The sequence below is a fragment of the Sphingomonas sp. UYEF23 genome (assembly GCF_040546165.1).
Taxonomy (GTDB): domain Bacteria; phylum Pseudomonadota; class Alphaproteobacteria; order Sphingomonadales; family Sphingomonadaceae; genus Sphingomonas; species Sphingomonas glacialis.
Genome location: NZ_JBEPNG010000001.1, coordinates 385,179 through 401,721 on the forward strand (window position 1 = coordinate 385,179; position 16,543 = coordinate 401,721).

Annotated in this window: 15 protein-coding genes and 1 tRNA gene; 9 read left to right on the forward strand and 7 right to left on the reverse strand. The window is 67.1% G+C overall.

Features of this window, described 5'->3' with window-relative positions; all coding sequences use genetic code 11:
• Window positions 1–27: 27 nt before the first annotated feature.
• From gatA to ABIB28_RS01800, 3 genes are all read right to left on the reverse strand, one after another.
• Window positions 28–1,512, reverse strand: a complete 1,485-nt coding sequence (gatA, locus tag ABIB28_RS01790; protein ID WP_354285928.1) for an Asp-tRNA(Asn)/Glu-tRNA(Gln) amidotransferase subunit GatA — start codon at window positions 1,510–1,512, stop codon at window positions 28–30.
• Window positions 1,513–1,621: 109 nt separating this feature from the next.
• On the reverse strand, window positions 1,622–1,924 hold the full coding sequence (gene gatC / locus ABIB28_RS01795) for an Asp-tRNA(Asn)/Glu-tRNA(Gln) amidotransferase subunit GatC (RefSeq protein ID WP_354285930.1): 303 nt from the start codon (window positions 1,922–1,924) through the stop codon (window positions 1,622–1,624).
• Between the two features lie 37 nt (window positions 1,925–1,961).
• Window positions 1,962–3,752, reverse strand: coding sequence for a DUF4153 domain-containing protein (locus tag ABIB28_RS01800; protein WP_354285932.1), 1,791 nt, complete (start codon window positions 3,750–3,752; stop codon window positions 1,962–1,964).
• 135 nt (window positions 3,753–3,887) lie between these two features.
• Between ABIB28_RS01800 and ABIB28_RS01805 the strand changes: the two genes are divergently transcribed.
• The 5 genes from ABIB28_RS01805 to ABIB28_RS01825 all read left to right on the forward strand — a co-directional run bounded on the left by ABIB28_RS01805 (window position 3,888) and on the right by ABIB28_RS01825 (window position 8,309).
• Window positions 3,888–4,988 (forward strand): DUF3089 domain-containing protein, encoded by a 1,101-nt coding sequence (locus ABIB28_RS01805; RefSeq protein WP_354285934.1) that lies wholly within the window; start codon window positions 3,888–3,890, stop codon window positions 4,986–4,988.
• The gene (ruvX, locus tag ABIB28_RS01810; protein ID WP_354285936.1) at window positions 4,985–5,449 is read left to right on the forward strand and encodes a Holliday junction resolvase RuvX; all 465 of its coding nucleotides are present in this window, start codon (window positions 4,985–4,987) and stop codon (window positions 5,447–5,449) included. The genes ABIB28_RS01805 and ruvX overlap by 4 nt, the downstream gene beginning before the upstream one ends.
• 239 nt (window positions 5,450–5,688) lie before the next feature.
• Complete coding sequence (locus tag ABIB28_RS01815; protein ID WP_354285938.1) at window positions 5,689–6,312, forward strand: alpha/beta hydrolase; 624 nt, start codon at window positions 5,689–5,691, stop codon at window positions 6,310–6,312.
• A 105-nt stretch (window positions 6,313–6,417) separates the two neighbouring features.
• The gene (locus tag ABIB28_RS01820) at window positions 6,418–7,152 is read left to right on the forward strand and encodes an SDR family oxidoreductase (RefSeq protein ID WP_354285940.1); all 735 of its coding nucleotides are present in this window, start codon (window positions 6,418–6,420) and stop codon (window positions 7,150–7,152) included.
• Entirely contained in the window at window positions 7,149–8,309 is a 1,161-nt protein-coding gene (locus ABIB28_RS01825; RefSeq protein WP_354285942.1) for an L-dopachrome tautomerase-related protein, read from the forward strand. The genes ABIB28_RS01820 and ABIB28_RS01825 overlap by 4 nt, the downstream gene beginning before the upstream one ends.
• Window positions 8,310–8,319: 10 nt before the next feature.
• Here ABIB28_RS01825 and ABIB28_RS01830 read toward each other — a convergent pair whose 3' ends face one another.
• The 4 genes from ABIB28_RS01830 to ABIB28_RS01845 form a co-directional block, all read right to left on the reverse strand.
• Window positions 8,320–9,099: a formate/nitrite transporter family protein gene (locus tag ABIB28_RS01830; protein ID WP_133188640.1), complete on the reverse strand. Its 780-nt coding sequence runs from the start codon at window positions 9,097–9,099 to the stop codon at window positions 8,320–8,322.
• Window positions 9,100–9,104: 5 nt separating this feature from the next.
• The gene (locus ABIB28_RS01835; RefSeq protein WP_354285945.1) at window positions 9,105–11,450 is read right to left on the reverse strand and encodes an FdhF/YdeP family oxidoreductase; all 2,346 of its coding nucleotides are present in this window, start codon (window positions 11,448–11,450) and stop codon (window positions 9,105–9,107) included.
• Between the two features lie 183 nt (window positions 11,451–11,633).
• A tRNA-Ala gene (locus ABIB28_RS01840) sits at window positions 11,634–11,709 on the reverse strand.
• Window positions 11,710–11,839: 130 nt separating this feature from the next.
• Window positions 11,840–12,157 (reverse strand): FYDLN acid domain-containing protein, encoded by a 318-nt coding sequence (locus ABIB28_RS01845; protein WP_133191968.1) that lies wholly within the window; start codon window positions 12,155–12,157, stop codon window positions 11,840–11,842.
• Window positions 12,158–12,293: 136 nt separating this feature from the next.
• Here ABIB28_RS01845 and aroA point away from each other — a divergent pair, with 136 nt between their 5' ends.
• From aroA to rpsA, 4 genes are all read left to right on the forward strand, one after another.
• Complete coding sequence (aroA, locus tag ABIB28_RS01850; RefSeq protein WP_354285947.1) at window positions 12,294–13,643, forward strand: 3-phosphoshikimate 1-carboxyvinyltransferase; 1,350 nt, start codon at window positions 12,294–12,296, stop codon at window positions 13,641–13,643.
• Window positions 13,640–13,888, forward strand: a complete 249-nt coding sequence (locus tag ABIB28_RS01855) for a CBU_0592 family membrane protein (protein ID WP_322163541.1) — start codon at window positions 13,640–13,642, stop codon at window positions 13,886–13,888. The genes aroA and ABIB28_RS01855 overlap by 4 nt, the downstream gene beginning before the upstream one ends.
• On the forward strand, window positions 13,885–14,508 hold the full coding sequence (gene cmk, locus ABIB28_RS01860) for a (d)CMP kinase (protein WP_354285950.1): 624 nt from the start codon (window positions 13,885–13,887) through the stop codon (window positions 14,506–14,508). The genes ABIB28_RS01855 and cmk overlap by 4 nt, the downstream gene beginning before the upstream one ends.
• 251 nt (window positions 14,509–14,759) lie before the next feature.
• Window positions 14,760–16,493 carry a 30S ribosomal protein S1 gene (gene rpsA / locus ABIB28_RS01865; RefSeq protein WP_133188650.1) on the forward strand — a complete coding sequence of 578 codons (1,734 nt, stop codon included), beginning with the start codon at window positions 14,760–14,762 and terminating at the stop codon, window positions 16,491–16,493.
• Window positions 16,494–16,543: the final 50 nt, after the last annotated feature.

A 16,543-nucleotide genomic window follows, 5' to 3' on the forward strand; every position in this document is an offset into this window, starting at 1 on the left:
CTTTGCCCGAAGTAAAGAAGAGCGCGATCACCACCACGCCTCGGCACGTGCGGTGAACCCGGCGCGCTGCTCGAGCGCAAGCCCGGCATTGAGCACGCCTTGCTCGTCGAGCGGCTTGCCGATGATCTGCAGGCCGAGCGGCAGCCCGGCGCCGTCGAGGCCACCCGGCACCGACATCGCCGGCAAACCCGCCAGCGAGGACGGCACGGTGAAGACGTCGTTCAAATACATCGCGATCGGGTCGGCCGACTTCTCCCCCAGCGCGAACGCCGAGGATGGCGCGGTCGGGGTGAGCAGCAGGTCGCACTTCGCCCAGGCCAGCTCGAAATCGCGCGCGATCAGCGTGCGGACCTTCGATGCCTGTGTAAAGTACGCGTCGTAAAACCCTGCCGACAGGACATATGTCCCGATCATGATCCGGCGCTTGACCTCGTCGCCGAACCCGTCGGCGCGCGTCGCGGCGTACATGTCCTGCAGCCCTGCCCCCTCGGGCAGATCGCGCAGGCCGTAGCGCACGCCGTCATAGCGCGCGAGGTTGGACGAGGCTTCGGCCGGCGCGATGATGTAATAGGCCGGCAGCGCATATTTGGTGTGCGGCAGCGAGACCTCGACGATCTCCGCGCCGGCGTCCTTCAACCAGTCGATCCCCTGCTGCCACAGCGCGTCGATCTCGGCGGGCATATTGTCGACGCGATATTCCTTGGGAATACCGATCCGCTTGCCCTTGAGATCGCCCGACAATCCGGCTTCCCACGCGGGCACTGGCAGATCGAGCGAGGTCGCGTCCTTCGGATCGAAGCCGCTCATCGCCTCGAGCAGGATCGCGCAGTCGCGCACGTCGTGCGCCATCGGCCCGGCCTGGTCGAGCGACGAGGCGAACGCGATCGTCCCCCAGCGCGAGCAGCGGCCATAGGTCGGCTTGATGCCGCTGATGCCGGTGAAGGCGGCCGGCTGGCGGATCGATCCGCCGGTGTCGGTGCCGGTTGCCGCCGGGCACAGCCGCGCGGCGACCGCCGTCGACGAACCACCCGACGACCCGCCGGGCGCGAGCGGCGCGTTGCCGCCGTCGCTCCGCCGCCACGGCGAGATCACGTTGCCGAATGCGCTGGTCTCGTTCGACGAGCCCATCGCGAACTGGTCCATGTTGAGCTTGCCGAGCATGCCCGCGCCAGCATCCCACAAATTGGCCGACACCGTCGATTCGTACGGCGGCACGAAGCCTTCGAGGATCAAGCTCGCCGCGGTGGTCGGCACGCCCTTGGTGCAGAACAGATCCTTCATCCCGATCGGCACGCCGGCGAGCGGCTTGAGCGTCTCGCCCGCAGCGCGCGCCGTATCTGCGGCATCGGCGGCGGCGAGCGCGTGGTCGGGGGTTTCGACCAGGAACGCATTGAGCGCCTTGGCCTTCGAGACGTTGGCGATGAACCCCTCGGCGACTTCGCGCGCGGAGAAGGTGCCGGCGCGGACGCCGTCGCGGATGGCGGCTACGCCGAGATCGGTGAGGTCAGTCATACGGTCATTCCCGTCGCCCCGGCATAGGCCGGGGCCGCTTCGTTGTGGTGCAGGCCGCTCGCGACGAACGCGGCGGCCCCGGCCTGCGCCGGGGCGACGATGGCGCGGATCATTCGATCACCTTGGGCACGGTGAAGAAGCCGTGCTCGGCCTGGGGAGCATTGGCCAGCACGGCATCGCGGATGCCGCCGCCGGTCAGCGGGTCGGCGTTGACGACGTCGTCGCGCAGCCGGAGGTGGTTGGGGATCACCGCGGTCATCGGCGCGACGCCGGTCGTGTCGACCTCGCTTAATTGCTCGATCCAACCCATGATGTTTTCGAGCTCGGGCGCGATGCGCACGGCATCTTCCTCGGTGATGGAGATGCGGGCGAGGCTCGCGATCTTGCTGACGGTAGCGATGGTGACTGGCATGGCTTGCGGCTAGCAGAGCGCCCGAGCCTTGCGCAACCTATTCGAACGGATCGCCGACCGGAACGCCCCCGATGAACACCCGGCGCGCGGGCACGGCGCGGATCTCGACCTTGCCCGCGGCATCGCCCGCCTTGAGCGCGGCGCGCTCGGGCGCACTCAGCGGCGCGCGCGTATTTGTGTCGATCCGCGCCCAGGTCTCGCCGGTGCGCCGATAGCGCGTGGGGCCGCACGCCGACTGAAATGCGGGTGCAGGATCGCGGCGAGAGGTCTCTACCTTCGGCGGCGCCATCAGCTGATCGACGCAAGCCCCTGATATTGCAACAGCTTCGGAAGAGCCCGGATCATAGAGCAAGGAGCAGCGGTCTTTGACATCGGTGCTGCAGCCCTGCCAGTCGGTTAGCACCTTACGCAGTGCGAATGGCACGGCCACCGCCACGGGCACCACGCGCAGCCGTTTGACGAGCACATCGGCGTCGGCCTGTGCGCGGTCGACGCTCGCTACGTCCCAGCGGTTGGTCTTGGTCGCGACGTCCTTCGCGCGCGCCGCGATGCCCGGGGTCGCCGAGCGGGCGAGCCGCCGCAGCGCCGCCTTGCCGGGATCACCGAAATCGAACGCCAGCGCCGCCCAGTCGAACTTCGCGGGCGCAACCCGCCCCGATTCGAGCCGCGCGACCTGGTCGAGCGTCGCGAGCGCGTTGAAGCTCGCGAGCGGCGTGGCGAGCAGCAGCCCGACACCGGCGACGACGAACGCGATCCGCAAATTGCTCGGCCGCACATAGCGGCTCCACGCCAACCGCCCGCGCAGCACCGCGACGAGATAGGCAACGCCGTAAAGGTTCGCGAACCCCACGAACACGGCTGCCCACAGCCGGTCGGGCGTCAGGCCGTATTGCGCGATCCGCAATCCCGTCGCGATCGCAGCGATCACCGCCAGCGGCAGCACCGCAAGCGCCAGCGCGATCGCGCCGAAGCGCAGCACCGGATGGGTCGCTTCCTCGCCCGCGCCATTGCCGACCACCGCATTGGCGAGGATCAGCGCGCCGATCATGCAGCTGAGCAGGATCGGCGTGGTCGACTTGGTCGCCTCCCACAGTGCGTCGAGCCCGGTGAAGGGCAGCGCGAGCAGAAACACCAGCAGCCCCGCGCCGAGCACTGGCGCAAGCACCGCGAGCACCGCGGTCACCACGCGCTGGAGCAGCCGCAGCACGCCGTCGCGCTCGCGCAGCAACCCGAGCGATCCGCCAAAGCTCGCGCCCGCCAGCAGCGCGGTAAACCAGTCGTGGCGCAGCAGGTCGCGCAGCACATGCACGCCGATCAAGTCGAACAGCGCGGCGAGCAGCCATGCCAGCGCGAATGCGACGCCAGTGAACAGCCAGCAGGCACACCACAGCACGACGTTTGTCCATGCGTCGCCATGCACGTCGGCATACGGGAAGCGCACCGCACCATGATCGCGCGCGGTCTGGAACAGCGGCACTGCGATCGCGATCGCGATGAACAGGCTCGCGCCGCGCCAACTGTACCACGCGCCCCAGCCGCCACCGTTCCAATAGACGATCAGCCCCGCGACCGCGCCGATGCCGATCCCGAAGGCCGCCGCCCAATACCAACGCCGCCGCTCGAGCGCGAAGCCGAAGGTCACCGCCCCCGTACCGATCGCGGTGGTCAGCGCGATTCGCCACGCCGCCGGGTCGATTACGGGAAAGTGAGGGCCGCGGTCGAGCAGCTGCTGCACCGCGAGCGCGGCGAGCGCGCCGACCACGGCGAGCAGCATCGCCCGCAACGGCCAGCCGTGGGTATCGCGTTCGAATCCCGGACTTTCGTTCATCGCATCGCTCCCCCGCGCCGTGGCCGCACCAACGCCAGCACCAAGGCGATTGCAAGCGCGGCGATCCTGCGGCACGGAAAACCGCAGCACGCTTGCATGGGCACCGCCGCGCCATGCCGTGGGAGGTCGACCGGTTTGGCGCGCAAGTTTCTCTACATCTTCACCGTGCTGATCGTGATCGTGATCGCGGGTGCGTTTGCCTATGCGATCTGGGGCACCGAGCTGATCAAGCTGGCGATGATCCCGCGCGCCGCCTTCATCGCCGAGCCGCGCCAGCCCGCCGCTGCGTACCGCCGTGCCGAGATGTGGCTCGCGCGCCCCGACAAGCCGGGCAATCCGGCGCTATGGCTTCCGCCCGGCTACACGCCCGCCAAGGACACGCGCGCGGCGGTGTTCTTCATCCACCCGACGTCGTTCCTCAACCGTTCGCGCTGGAACGCGCCGCTCGACGATGCCGAGGCCAATGCCCGCGCCGAGCTGTTCCTGCGCGGCCAGGCCAGCGCGTTCAACGCCGTCGGCGCGATCTGGGCGCCGCGCTATCGCCAGGCGACCTTCGGCGCGTTCCTGACGACGCAGGATAATGCCGCCAAGGCGCTCGACCTCGCTTATGGTGACGTCGCGGCGGCATTCGACGCGTTCGTCGCGCAAGCGGGCGACCGGCCGATCATCCTCGCCGGCCACAGCCAAGGCGCGCTGCACCTGCTGCGGCTGCTGCGCGAGAAGATCGCTGGCACGCCGCTGCAGAAGCGGATCGTCGCCGCCTATGTCGTCGGCTGGCCGGTCTCGCGCAGCGTCGACCTGCCCAAGCTTGGCCTGCCCGAATGCCGCAGCGCAGATCAGGCCGGCTGCATCCAGTCGTGGGAGAGCTTCGCCGAACCCGCCGAGCCGTCGCTGGTGCTCGACACCTACAACGCCAGTCGCGGCAGCGATGGCACGCCGCGCCGCGGCACCCCGATGATCTGCACCAATCCGCTGACCGGAACCCCCGATGCGACCGCACCCGCGATCGCCAATCTCGGCACGCTCGTTCCCTCCGCCGATCTCTCGAGCGCGACGATCGTCGTGGGCCAGGTTCCTGCGCGCTGCGATTCGCGCGGGCTCCTGCTGATCGGCGATCCGCCCAAACTCGGCGGTTACGTGCTGCCGGGCAACAACTACCACGTCTACGACTACAGCCTGTTCTGGGCGAACGTCCGCGCCGATGCGGCACGACGGCTGGCGGTCTTCGCGAAATGATCACGACCGATCGCACCGAATTCCGTGGCGCGCTTCCCGCTGGTGGTCGGCTGATCGGGCTCGACGTCGGCACCAAGACGATCGGCACCGCCTTGTGCGACGCCGGGTGGAGCTTCGCCTCGCCCGCGTTGCTGATCCGCCGCACCAAGTTCCAGAAGGACAAGCTCGCGCTCGCCGAGATGATCGCGGCGCAGCAGGTGAAGGGGATCGTCATCGGCCTGCCGCTCAATCTGAACGACGGCAGCGAGAGCCCGCGCAGCCAGTCGAGCCGGGCGTTCGCGCGCAACATGACCGATCTCGACCTGCCGATCTTCCTGCAGGACGAGCGCTGGTCGACCGTCGCGGTTACGCGCACGCTGATCGAGCAGGATGCGAGCCGCGCCAAGCGCGCCGAACTCGTCGACAAGATGGCCGCTGCGTACATCCTGCAAGGCGCGATCGACGCGCTCGTCGCGATCTAGCCGCTACAGCCCGTCCGCGGCCCAGTCGACGCGATCCCCGCTGGCTATCCGGTCGTGCAATGCCGCTCGATCCGTGTGCACCGCTCGTTGCTCGGCTGGGCGCTTTCCAGACGCCTTCCAGCGCTTCCGCTCTTGCCGGTTTAGGCGATGCGCATACGCTCGCGTGTTGGGGGGCGTGTTCCGAGTCGGCGCGCTGAGATCGTCGCACCGGACTGCGCTTCTGCAAGAGGAGAGCCGCCATGACGCTTGCATTCGAGTCGCCGACCGAGCGTCCCGTCCCGATCGTGGTGACGGCGAAAGGCGATTCCGCCGCCCCGGCATTGCCAGCTCGGATCGAGCTCGATCTCTCGAAATTCCACAATGGACGCTGGGCGCTCCACCTCGACGCCGTGTTTGCGCGGCACGAGGCCCCCGTCGTCATCCTGGCGCATGGCATCGCGTGTCGCGCGGTGGCGTGGTGGGCGCAGCTTTCGCCGCGCAGCTATTTGCGGGCGATCAGCGGTGCGCTGTTCCAAACGCCGTTGCATGTCGGATTCGATCAGATTGCGGCCGCGGCGGCGATGCAGAACGGCCCTGCCTGCCGCCTGCCCTTTCCCTCGATCGTCATCAGCGATCCGTCGTTCCAGGTCGAGCAAGCGCTTGCCCTCGCCGACGCGTGGGGAAGCCGCTTCGTCGCGACCGATGCCGCCGCACCGGGACAGGCAAGCAACCGTAACGCGCGCTTTACCGCGATCGAGACGATGCTGCTCGGCCACCGCGATCGCTTCGAGATCAACCGCGCGGCCGCGATGCAGCCATCTGGACCATGCCCCATCGCGATGCAGCTTAGTCCTTCCGATCACACCACCATCAAGTCTGATTGACGCTGTTCGCGGCGTTCCGACGCCGTCCCTCGCGCAACTTCCACAGCGCCGGCGTGTTACACCGACACGCTGGCCGCCGCGGCCATGGCGCGAAGGAGTGACGCGATGGACATGCAGGATCTGACCGGGAAGGTCGCCGTCATCACTGGCGCCTCAAGCGGGATCGGCGAAGCCACCGCGCGGCTGCTCGCCAAGGAAGGCGCCCAGGTCGTGCTCGTCGCGCGGCGCAAGGACCGGATCGACGCGCTTGCCGCAGAGATCGGTGAGAGCGCGATGGCGATCGAAACCGACGTTGCCGATCTGGCGGCGGTCCAGGCGATGGTCGCCGCGGTCAAGACGCGCTTCGGCGGGATCGACTTGCTGTTCAACAATGCCGGCATGGGCGTCAACGGCGCGTTCGCCGACAGCAATCCCGACGACTGGAAAACGCAGATCGACGCCAATCTCTATGGCGTGCTCAACTGCACCCACGCCGCCTTGCCGCTGATGCACGGCCGCGCGGGCGCGATGGTCTCGATCGTGTCGAGCGTCGGCGGGCGGTACGGGATCGCCGGCTGGTCGGTCTACAACGCCACCAAGTTCGCGGTGGTCGGCTTTGCCGATGCGCTGCGCAAGGAAGTCGGCAATGCGGGCATTCGCGTCTCGCTGATCGAGCCCGGCGCGGTGTGGACCGAATGGGGCCACAACGTCCCCGAGGAAACGATGCGCGAGCGTCGCGAATCGCTCGACGCGCTCCAGGCCGAGGATATCGCGCAGGCGCTGGTCTACGCCTTCGCGCAGCCGCCGCGCGTGCTGGTCGAGGAAATCCTCGTCCGCCCGGTCAAGCAGGTCGCGCCATGACGCGCCGGTCCCTGCTCCGCACCGCGCTACGCGCCAGCGCGATCACGCTCGTCGCGACCGCGGCCATCGGCGCCTTCGCGCGGCGCCCGTCCCCGTCGCCATCCTCGTCGCCGGTCGAACGCGTCGCGACCTTCGGCGATGCGATGCCGACGGGCGTCACCGTCGCGGCGAACGGCCGGATCTTCGTCAACTATCCGCAGTGGGGCGACAATCCGCGCTTCACCGTCGGCGAGCTCAAGGACGGTGTCGTCACCGCCTATCCCGACCAGGCGATCAACCACGCCGATCCCGCGCGCCCGGGCGAAACGCTGATCAGCGTGCAAAGCGTCGTCGCCGACAGCGCGAACCGCTTGTGGATCCTCGACACCGCCGCCCCCAATTTCGCGGCGCCGATCGCAGGCGGTGCAAAGCTCGTCGCGGTGGATCTCGCGCGCGACCGCGTGGTGCAGACGATCGTACTCGGCCCCGACGTCGTGCTGCCGACGACCTACCTCAACGACGAGCGCTTCGATCTGCGCCAGGGGATCGCGGGCGTCGCTTATATCACCGACAGTTCGGTGACCGGCCCCGGCGCGATCATCGTCGTCGATCTGGCGAGCGGTGCCGCCGTCCGCCGGCTGTCGGGGGATGCGACGACGATGCCCGACCCCGCCTTCGCGCCCGTCGTCGAAGGCAAGCCGGTGATGACGCGCCCCGCCGATAGTCCGGCAAAGCCATGGAAGGTCGCCGCCGACGGCATCGCGCTCTCGCCCGATGGCGCGACGCTCTATTATTCACCGCTGTCGAGCCGCCATCTCTACGCCGTCCCGACCGCCTTGCTGCGCGATCCCGTCGTCGACCCGGCAAAGCTCTCGGCCGCCGTGCGCGATCTCGGGCTCAAGGGCGCCTCCGACGGTCTGGCGGAAGACTCGCGCGGCCGCATCTATGGCGGCGACTATGAGCATAATGCGATCCGCCGGCTCGCCGACGGAAAGTGGGAGACGATCGCGAAGGACCGCCGGATCCTGTGGCCCGACACGCTGTCGATCGGCACCGACGGCTATCTGTATTTCACCGCAAACCAACTCCACCGCCAGCCCGGCTTCCACAAGGGCAAGGATCTGCGGCGCAAACCCTACGAGCTGCTGCGGATCAAGATCGACGCCGGGCCGGCCTGACGCTGTGCGATTACTGGCGCGCCATCGGCGCGTCGGTTTTTGCCGCAAGGCCATAGGCGCCGACCACGAACAGCAACCCGCCGATCCCGTTCCCGAGCGTGACGAACGCCAGATTGCGCAACACTTGCGCCAGCGTGATCGTCTCGCCCGGCGAGAACAGGCCAAGTGTCAGCGCGGTCATGTTGGCGACCGAATGCTCGAACCCGGCGGCAACGAACGCGAGCAGCACCCACGCCATGACGAGGCTCTTGGCGGCATCGCCCGTCACCCGCGCCGCAGTCCAGATTGCGAGGCACACCAGCCAGTTGCACAGCACCGCGCGCGCGATCAACGCCGTCGCATCGGCCTCGACCTTGTGCGCGGCATAGGCGTTGAACATCGTCGCGGCATTGGCGAACACCAACCCCCCACCGCCCGCGATGAAGATAGCCGAAAGCAACAGCGCGCCCGCCAGATTGCCGATCCACACCACGACGATCAGCAAGGCGGCGTCCGCCACACTGACGCTGCGCCGCATCAACCCGAAGCCGAGATACATGACATAGCCGGTGAACAGCTCCCCCCCGGCGAATACGGTGAGGATCAGCCCGAGCCCGAAGGTCGCGCCCATCACCAATGGGCGCACGCCGGCCGGCAATGCGTCGGCGGTGCTGAGGGCAAGGATCATCGCGATGCCGATATAGGCCCCCGCCAGCATCGCGCCGACGAAGAAGCCCAGCGGCGAGCGGCGGATCGAAGCGGCTTCGGCGGCGGCGCGATCAGCGAAGCCGGTTACCGTCGGTGCATACATGGATTTTACGCTTTCACAGAGATTTTGCGGCCGGCAACGCCCGCCCGCGCAACGATACGGTCCGCCGCGTTCTTGGTTCCCGCGCTGCGGATCTGGACCGGCACCGACTTGTACGACGGGGTCAGGCTTTGCGGATCATGGTCCTCGAGCGCGATCAGCGGCTGTGTCTCGGGGTAATAGGACGCGCAGCACCCATCGGGCAGCGCATGCTCGACGAGCATCAGCCCCTGGACGATCCGGTCGTCGCGCTTGAACGTGAGCGCGGTCGTCACGTCGACGACATCGCCTTCGACAAAGCCGAGCCGGGCGATCTCCTTCGCGTTCAGGAACAGCACGTCGCGCCGCCCGAACACGCCGCGATAGCGATCGTCGAGGGCATAGATCGTGGTGTTGTACTGGTCGTGTGAGCGCAGCGTCGTCAGCCGCAGGACGCTTGGATCACGCGCCGTCTCGTCTTCCTCGACGCCCGTGGCGACGATGAAATTGGCCTTGCCCGTATCGGTGTTCCAGACGCGCTCGGCCGCCGAATTGGGCAAGTGGAAGCCGCCTGGCGCGCGGATGCGCGTGTTGTATTCCTTGAACGCCGGGAACACCGCCTCGATCTTGTCGCGGATACGGTCGTAATTGGCGACATAGCCGTCCCAATCGATCGCGCCCTTGCCGCCGAGCGTCGCCTTGGCGATCTCCGCGACGATCCACGGTTCGGAGCGGACATTCTCGCCCGGCGGCATCAGGAAGCCGCGCGAGGCGTGAACCATCGACATCGAATCCTCGACCGTCACGGCTTGCGGGCCATCCTCCTGCGTATCGCGCTCGGTGCGCCCGAGGCACGGCAGGACGTAGCTCGCCTTGGCCATCAGCAGATGCGTGCGGTTGAGCTTGGTGGTGATGTGGACCGCGAGGTCCATGTTGCGGAAGCCTTGCGCGCAGGCCTGCGGATCCGACGACGCGATCGCGAGATTGCCGCCGAGGCAGACGATCGCCTTGGCCGTCCCGTCGCGCATCGCAGCGATGCTTTCAACCACCGAATGCCCATCGGCACGCGGCGGATCGAAGCCGAATACGTCCTGGATCTTGTCGAGCAACGCCGCGCTCGGCCGTTCGGTGATGCCGACGGTCCGGTCGCCCTGGACGTTGCTGTGGCCGCGCAAGGGACAGATGCCCGCGCCGGGCCGCCCCATGTTGCCGCGCAGCAGCAGCAGGTTGGCGATTTGCTGGACGTTGCTCGTGCCCGTGCGGTGCTGCGTGATGCCCATGCCGTAGCAGCAGATCGTCGCCTTCGACTGCGCATAGATCTGCGCGACCGCCTCGAGATCGGCGCGCGCGAGGCCGCTCGATTGCTCGATAGCGGCCCAGTCGGTCGCATCGAGATCGGCGCGGAACGCCTCGAGGCCCGCCGTATGCTCGGCGATAAAGGCGTGGTCGAGCACCGGCGTCTCTGGCGTGTCGAGCGCCACCAGCGCCTTCGCGATGCCCTTAAGCGCCGCAGCATCGCCGCCGACCTTGACCTGCAAATAGCTCGTCGCGATCGGCGTCGCCGACAAGGTTGCCATCTCGACCACCGATTGCGGCGATTCGAAACGTTCGAGCGAGCGCTCCTTGAGCGGGTTGAACACGATGATCTTGCCGCCGCGCCGCGCCACGTCGCGCAGCGTCGCCATCATCCGCGGATGGTTGGTGCCGGGATTGTGGCCGATCGAGAGGATCAGGTCGGCATGGTCGAAATCCTCGAGGCTGACGGTGCCCTTGCCGATGCCGATCGACTTGGGGAGGCCGACCGAAGTCGCCTCGTGGCACATGTTCGAGCAATCGGGGAAATTGTTGGTGCCGTACAGCCGCGCGAACAGCTGGTAGAGGAACGCGGCTTCGTTCGAGCAGCGCCCCGAGGTGTAGAATTCGGCCTGGTTGGGATCCTCGAGCGCGGCCAGACCCGCACCGATCTCGGCGAGCGCCTCGTCCCAGCCGACGACTTCATAATGGTCGGTCGCCGCATTGTAGCGCAGCGGCTCGGTGACGCGGCCCTGATCCTCGATCCAGTGATCGGTCTTTTCCCACAGCTCGGAGACCGAATGCTGCGCGAAGAAATCGCCGCCGATCCGCTTAGCGGTCGATTCCCATGCGACTGCCTTGGCGCCGTTCTCGCAAAATTCGAACGAGGAGGAGTGCTTCGGGTCGGGCCAGGCGCAGCTCGGGCAATCGAAGCCGTCGGGCTGGTTCGACTTGAGCAGCGTCTGCGCGCCCTGCGACACGATCTGCTGCGCCTTGAGCGAGACCGCGACCGCCTTGAGCGCCCCCCAGCCGCCCGCCGGGCCGGTATAATCCTTGATCCCCTCGGGACGCTTACGACGCATACTCGGAACTCCACACTTCGACAGGCCCGCACGAGGAGCGGGCCACGACACCGTCGCGCCTAACGCACCGACATCGGGACGAGAAGCGCAGTTGCGACGAACGCTACGATAGATTGAAAGTTTTTGAGACGGGGGTCGGGCCCACCGCCATCAAGCGAGAAACATCGATCGCTTGGGGAAGAATGGTGGAGCCGAGGGGGATCGAACCCCTGACCTTTCGCATGCCATGCGAACGCTCTCCCAGCTGAGCTACGGCCCCATCGTATTCTGGAAAGAAGGACCCGAAACCGGGACCTCTTTGCGGGAAGGCGTCGCCCCTACCGAGGCGACGCGCCCTTGGCAAGCGGTCTGAGTGTCGCTTGCCAGAAAAAACATCAATTAGCTGTGGATCAATGCTCGTCTTCGCTCTGCGGCGCTTCCACGCCGAGATCGTCGTCGCCGCCGAGATCGACTTCGTCGTCGGGCGAGGGCTCCTCGTCTTCACCGGTGTCGATATCCTCGTCGTCGCCGGCGAGATCGTCGTCCTTCTTGACCAGCTCGGGCTTGGCCTGCTCGAACGGCAGCGGCTGCTTCGACTTGAGGATCGGCTCGGGCTCCCAATGCGCACCGCAATTGATGCAGGTGACGGGATCGTCCTTGCCGAGGTCGTAGAAACGGGTGGCGCATTTCGGGCACGTACGCTTCGTGCCCCATTCCGGCTGGATCATATGCCGATTGAACCTTTTGTTGGGCCGACGGGCGTTGCGGCCCTGGGCTGATAGGAATTGGGTCTCGCGACCCGAAGGGCCGCAAAGTGGTGCGCGCCTTGCCATAGCGCAAGCGCGCTGTCAAAGCGCGGCCCCGATGACACACCCTACGCCTATCCCATGCGAAATCCAACCATCCGGGCCGCTCAAGGGGCGCGTCCGCGTCCCCGGCGACAAGTCGATCAGCCACCGTTCGCTGATGCTCTCGGCGCTTGCGGTCGGCACGAGCCGGATCGAGGGGCTGCTCGAGGGCGAGGACGTGCTCGCCACTGCCGCTGCGATGCGCGCGATGGGCGCGACGATCCGCCGCGGCGACGATGCGGTGTGGCACGTCGATGGTGTCGGCGTCGGCGGACTGCTCCAGCCTGCGACCGCGCTCGAGATGGGCAATTCGGGGACTTCGACGCGGCTGCTGATGGGGTTGGTCGCGAGCCACCCGATCACCGCCACCTTTATCGGCGACGCCTCGCTGTCGAAGCGACCGATGGGCCGCGTCATCACCCCGCTGTCGCAAATGGGCGCCGATGTGACGTCGAGCCCGGGCGGTCGCCTCCCCCTGATGCTGCGCGGCCTGTGCCCCGCGATCCCGATCACCTACACCCTCCCCGTCGCCTCGGCGCAAGTGAAGTCGGCGATCCTGCTCGCCGGCCTCAACACCCCCGGGATCACGCGCGTGATCGAGCCGATCGCGACGCGCGATCATAGCGAGCGGATGCTGCGCGGCTTCGGCGCGACCGTGACGGTCGAGCCGTCGCCGCAAGGCCGCATCATCGAAATCACCGGCGAGGCCGAGCTCAGGTCGCAAGCGATCGTCGTGCCGGGCGACCCCTCCTCCGCCGCGTTCCTCGTCGTCGCCGCGACGATCGTGCCGGGATCGGACGTCGTGGTCGAGAATGTCGGGCTCAACCCGACCCGCGCGGGCCTGTTCACCGCGCTCCGTCTAATGGGTGCGAGCATCGAGGAGCAGAATCCGCGCGAAGTCGGCGGCGAGCCCGTCGCCGATCTGCGCGTCCGCCACGCAGCCCTGACTGGCATCGAGATCCCGCCCGATCTCGCACCAAGCATGATCGACGAATATCCCGCGCTGTTCGTCGCCGCCGCCTTCGCGACCGGTCGCACGATCGCGCGCGGCGCCGACGAACTGCGCGTCAAGGAATCGGACCGGATCGCCGCAATGGCCGCCGCGCTCGGCGCCGCCGGCGCGCGCGTCGAGGAAGTCGAGGACGGCATGATCATCGACGGCACCGGCGGCGATCCGCTGCCCGGCGGCGCGACAATCGCGACGCTGCTCGACCACCGCATCGCGATGAGTATGGCGGTGGCGGCTTTGCATTGCCGCAAGGGGAGCGCGGGCGCCGGGATCACGCTCGACGACGCGTCGCCGGTGGCGACGAGTTATCCCGCTTTCTTCGACCAGATCGCGCAGTTGCAGAGCGGCGACGCATGATTGATTCGCATACCGCCGATCTGATCGGCTTTGTCGGCGCGATCGTCATCCTGACCGGCTTCGCGTACCAGACGCTCCGCAATGCCGCACCGAACCTGTTGTCGAACGGGCTCAATTTTCTGGGCGCGTCGCTACTCGCGCTGTCGCTCGTGGTGAACTACAATCTCCCCGCGCTTGCCCTCGAACTGGCTTGGGCCGCAATCGCTTTCATTGGATTGGTACGTATCGTGGTTAAACGTCGATGATTATTGCAGTCGACGGTCCCGCCGCCTCGGGCAAGGGCACGATCGCGCGGGCGCTCGCGCGGCATTATGGCTTGCCGCATCTCGACACCGGGCTGCTCTATCGCGCTGTCGCGGCAAACGTGCAGCGGCTCGAACTCGACCCGTCGGTCGAGGCCGACGCGGTCGCCGCATGCGATTTCGATGATTCGTTGCTCGACGATCCACTGCTGCGCAGCGATGCGATCGGCTCGCTGGCGTCGGTCGTCTCGGCGCATCCGCTCGTGCGCGCCTCGCTGCTCCAGCGGCAGAAGCGCTTCGCCCAGCAACCGGGCGGCGCGGTGCTCGACGGGCGCGATATCGGCACGGTCATCGCGCCCAACGCCGACGCCAAGCTGTTCGTGCGGGCCACGCCCAACATCCGCGCCAAGCGCCGTCATGCCGAGCTGCGGTCGCACGGGTCACTGATCAGCATCGACAAGGTGCTTGCCGACATCCGCGCCCGCGATTTGCGCGATTCGACACGCTCGAACGCACCGCTGGTGCCCGCCAACGACGCGGCATTTCTCGACACAAGCTTCCTGTCGATCGAGGCATCGGTGCAGCGTGCGATCGATATCGTCGAGTCGAAACGCCAGCACTGACCCAGGGGCGCATCGCCAGCTTGCCCCCTCCGCGCGCTTGCGCTAAAGAACGCCCGTCCGGCGAGCGGTGCTCGCGGAGGCTGGCGCGACAGGCATGTCCTCTCGCGCCCTTTTCGCATTTAGCGAGTTGCCCGCCCCCGTGAACGTCCATCGGCGGATGTCGGGCCGGCATTCGGCTGTTCCGACACATAGGCCAAGACCGCCGGAGACAACCGGCTGGCCGGAACAATGATTTAGGATCTGATCCCTTTATGGCCACTCAGCCAAACCCAACCCGCGACGATTTCGCCGCCCTCCTCGAAATGACTCTCGGCGGTGCCGACAGCTTCGAAGGCCGCGTCGTCAAGGGCACCGTCACCGCAATCGAGAACGATCTGGCCGTCATCGACGTCGGCTTGAAGTCCGAAGGCCGCGTTCCGCTTCGCGAATTCGCGATGCCGGGCCAGAAGGCCGATCTCAAGGTCGGTGACGAAGTCGAAGTGTTCGTCGACCGCGTCGAGAACGTGCACGGCGAAGCGATGCTGTCGCGCGACCGCGCCCGCCGTGAAGCCGCATGGGACACGCTCGAAACCGAATTCGCCAAGACGGCACGCGTCGAGGGCGTCATCTTCGGCCGCGTCAAGGGCGGCTTCACCGTCGACCTCAACGGCGCCGTGGCCTTCCTGCCGGGTTCGCAGGTCGACATCCGCCCGGTGCGCGACGTCACCCCGCTGATGGACATCCCCCAGCCCTTCCAGATCCTCAAGATGGACCGCAAGCGCGGCAACATCGTCGTGTCGCGTCGCGCGATCCTCGAAGAGACCCGCGCCGAGCAGCGTTCGGGCCTCATCCTGTCGCTGGCTGAAGGCCAGATCATCGACGGCGTCGTCAAGAACATCACCGATTATGGTGCGTTCGTTGACCTCGGCGGCATCGACGGCCTGCTGCACGTCACCGATCTCAGCTACAAGCGCGTCGGCCATCCTTCGGAAGTTCTCAACATTGGCGATACCGTCAAGGTTCAGATCATCCGCATCAACAAGGACACGCAGCGCATCTCGCTCGGCATGAAGCAGCTCGAGAGCGATCCGTGGGAAGGTGCAGCCGCCAAGTATCCGGTCGGCGCCAAGCTCACCGGCCGCGTCACGAACATCACCGAGTACGGTGCATTCGTCGAGCTCGAGCCGGGCATCGAAGGCCTGGTGCACGTTTCGGAAATGTCGTGGACCAAGAAGAACGTTCACCCCGGCAAGATCGTCTCGACCTCGCAGGAAGTCGACGTCGTGGTCATCGAGGTCGATCCCGACAAGCGCCGCATCTCGCTCGGCCTCAAGCAGGCGATCAGCAACCCGTGGGAGGCCTTCGCCGAAGCGCATCCGATCGGTTCGACCGTTGAAGGCGAAGTCAAGAACGCGACCGAATTCGGTCTGTTCATCGGCCTCGACAACGACGTCGACGGCATGGTCCACATGTCCGACATCGCCTGGGGCGTTTCGGGCGAGGACGCGCTCAACCTGCATCGCAAGGGCGAGATGGTTCAAGCCATCGTGCTCGACATCGACGCCGAGAAGGAGCGCATCTCGCTCGGCATGAAGCAGCTCGAGCGTGGTGCCCCTGCAGCAGGCGGCGTTGCCGCTGGCGGCATCTCGGCAGCGGCATCGGGCCTCAACAAGAACGCCATCGTCACGGTCACCGTGCTCGAAGTCCGCGACGCGGGTCTCGAAGTGCAGGTCGGCGACGACGGCGCGACGGGCTTCATCAAGCGCACCGACCTCGGCCGCGATCGCGACGAGCAGCGTCCTGAGCGGTTCCAGACCGGCCAGAAGTTCGATGCGATGGTCACCGGCTTCGACCGCTCGAAGAAGCCGACCTTCTCGATCAAGGCGATGCAGATCTCCGAAGAGAAGCAGGCGGTTGCGCAGTATGGCTCGTCCGACTCGGGCGCGTCGCTGGGTGACATCCTCGGTGCAGCGCTCAAGGCGCAGGGTGCCGACGCCAAGAAGTAATACTTTAGGATGACGAAGGGGCGTTTTCCGGGAGGAAGGCGCCCCTTTCG

Coding starts and splice junctions, on each gene's coding strand:
- ABIB28_RS01825 (WP_354285942.1), top strand. CDS start 7,149: ATGACGCGCCGGTCCCTGCTCCGCACCGCGCTACGCGCCAGCGCGATC.
- rpsA (WP_133188650.1), top strand. CDS start 14,760: ATGGCCACTCAGCCAAACCCAACCCGCGACGATTTCGCCGCCCTCCTC.
- gatC (WP_354285930.1), bottom strand. CDS start 1,924: ATGCCAGTCACCATCGCTACCGTCAGCAAGATCGCGAGCCTCGCCCGC.
- ABIB28_RS01815 (WP_354285938.1), top strand. CDS start 5,689: ATGACGCTTGCATTCGAGTCGCCGACCGAGCGTCCCGTCCCGATCGTG.
- cmk (WP_354285950.1), top strand. CDS start 13,885: ATGATTATTGCAGTCGACGGTCCCGCCGCCTCGGGCAAGGGCACGATC.
- ABIB28_RS01855 (WP_322163541.1), top strand. CDS start 13,640: ATGATTGATTCGCATACCGCCGATCTGATCGGCTTTGTCGGCGCGATC.
- ABIB28_RS01820 (WP_354285940.1), top strand. CDS start 6,418: ATGGACATGCAGGATCTGACCGGGAAGGTCGCCGTCATCACTGGCGCC.
- ABIB28_RS01800 (WP_354285932.1), bottom strand. CDS start 3,752: ATGAACGAAAGTCCGGGATTCGAACGCGATACCCACGGCTGGCCGTTG.
- gatA (WP_354285928.1), bottom strand. CDS start 1,512: ATGACTGACCTCACCGATCTCGGCGTAGCCGCCATCCGCGACGGCGTC.
- ruvX (WP_354285936.1), top strand. CDS start 4,985: ATGATCACGACCGATCGCACCGAATTCCGTGGCGCGCTTCCCGCTGGT.
- ABIB28_RS01845 (WP_133191968.1), bottom strand. CDS start 12,157: ATGATCCAGCCGGAATGGGGCACGAAGCGTACGTGCCCGAAATGCGCC.
- ABIB28_RS01835 (WP_354285945.1), bottom strand. CDS start 11,450: ATGCGTCGTAAGCGTCCCGAGGGGATCAAGGATTATACCGGCCCGGCG.
- ABIB28_RS01830 (WP_133188640.1), bottom strand. CDS start 9,099: ATGTATGCACCGACGGTAACCGGCTTCGCTGATCGCGCCGCCGCCGAA.
- aroA (WP_354285947.1), top strand. CDS start 12,294: ATGACACACCCTACGCCTATCCCATGCGAAATCCAACCATCCGGGCCG.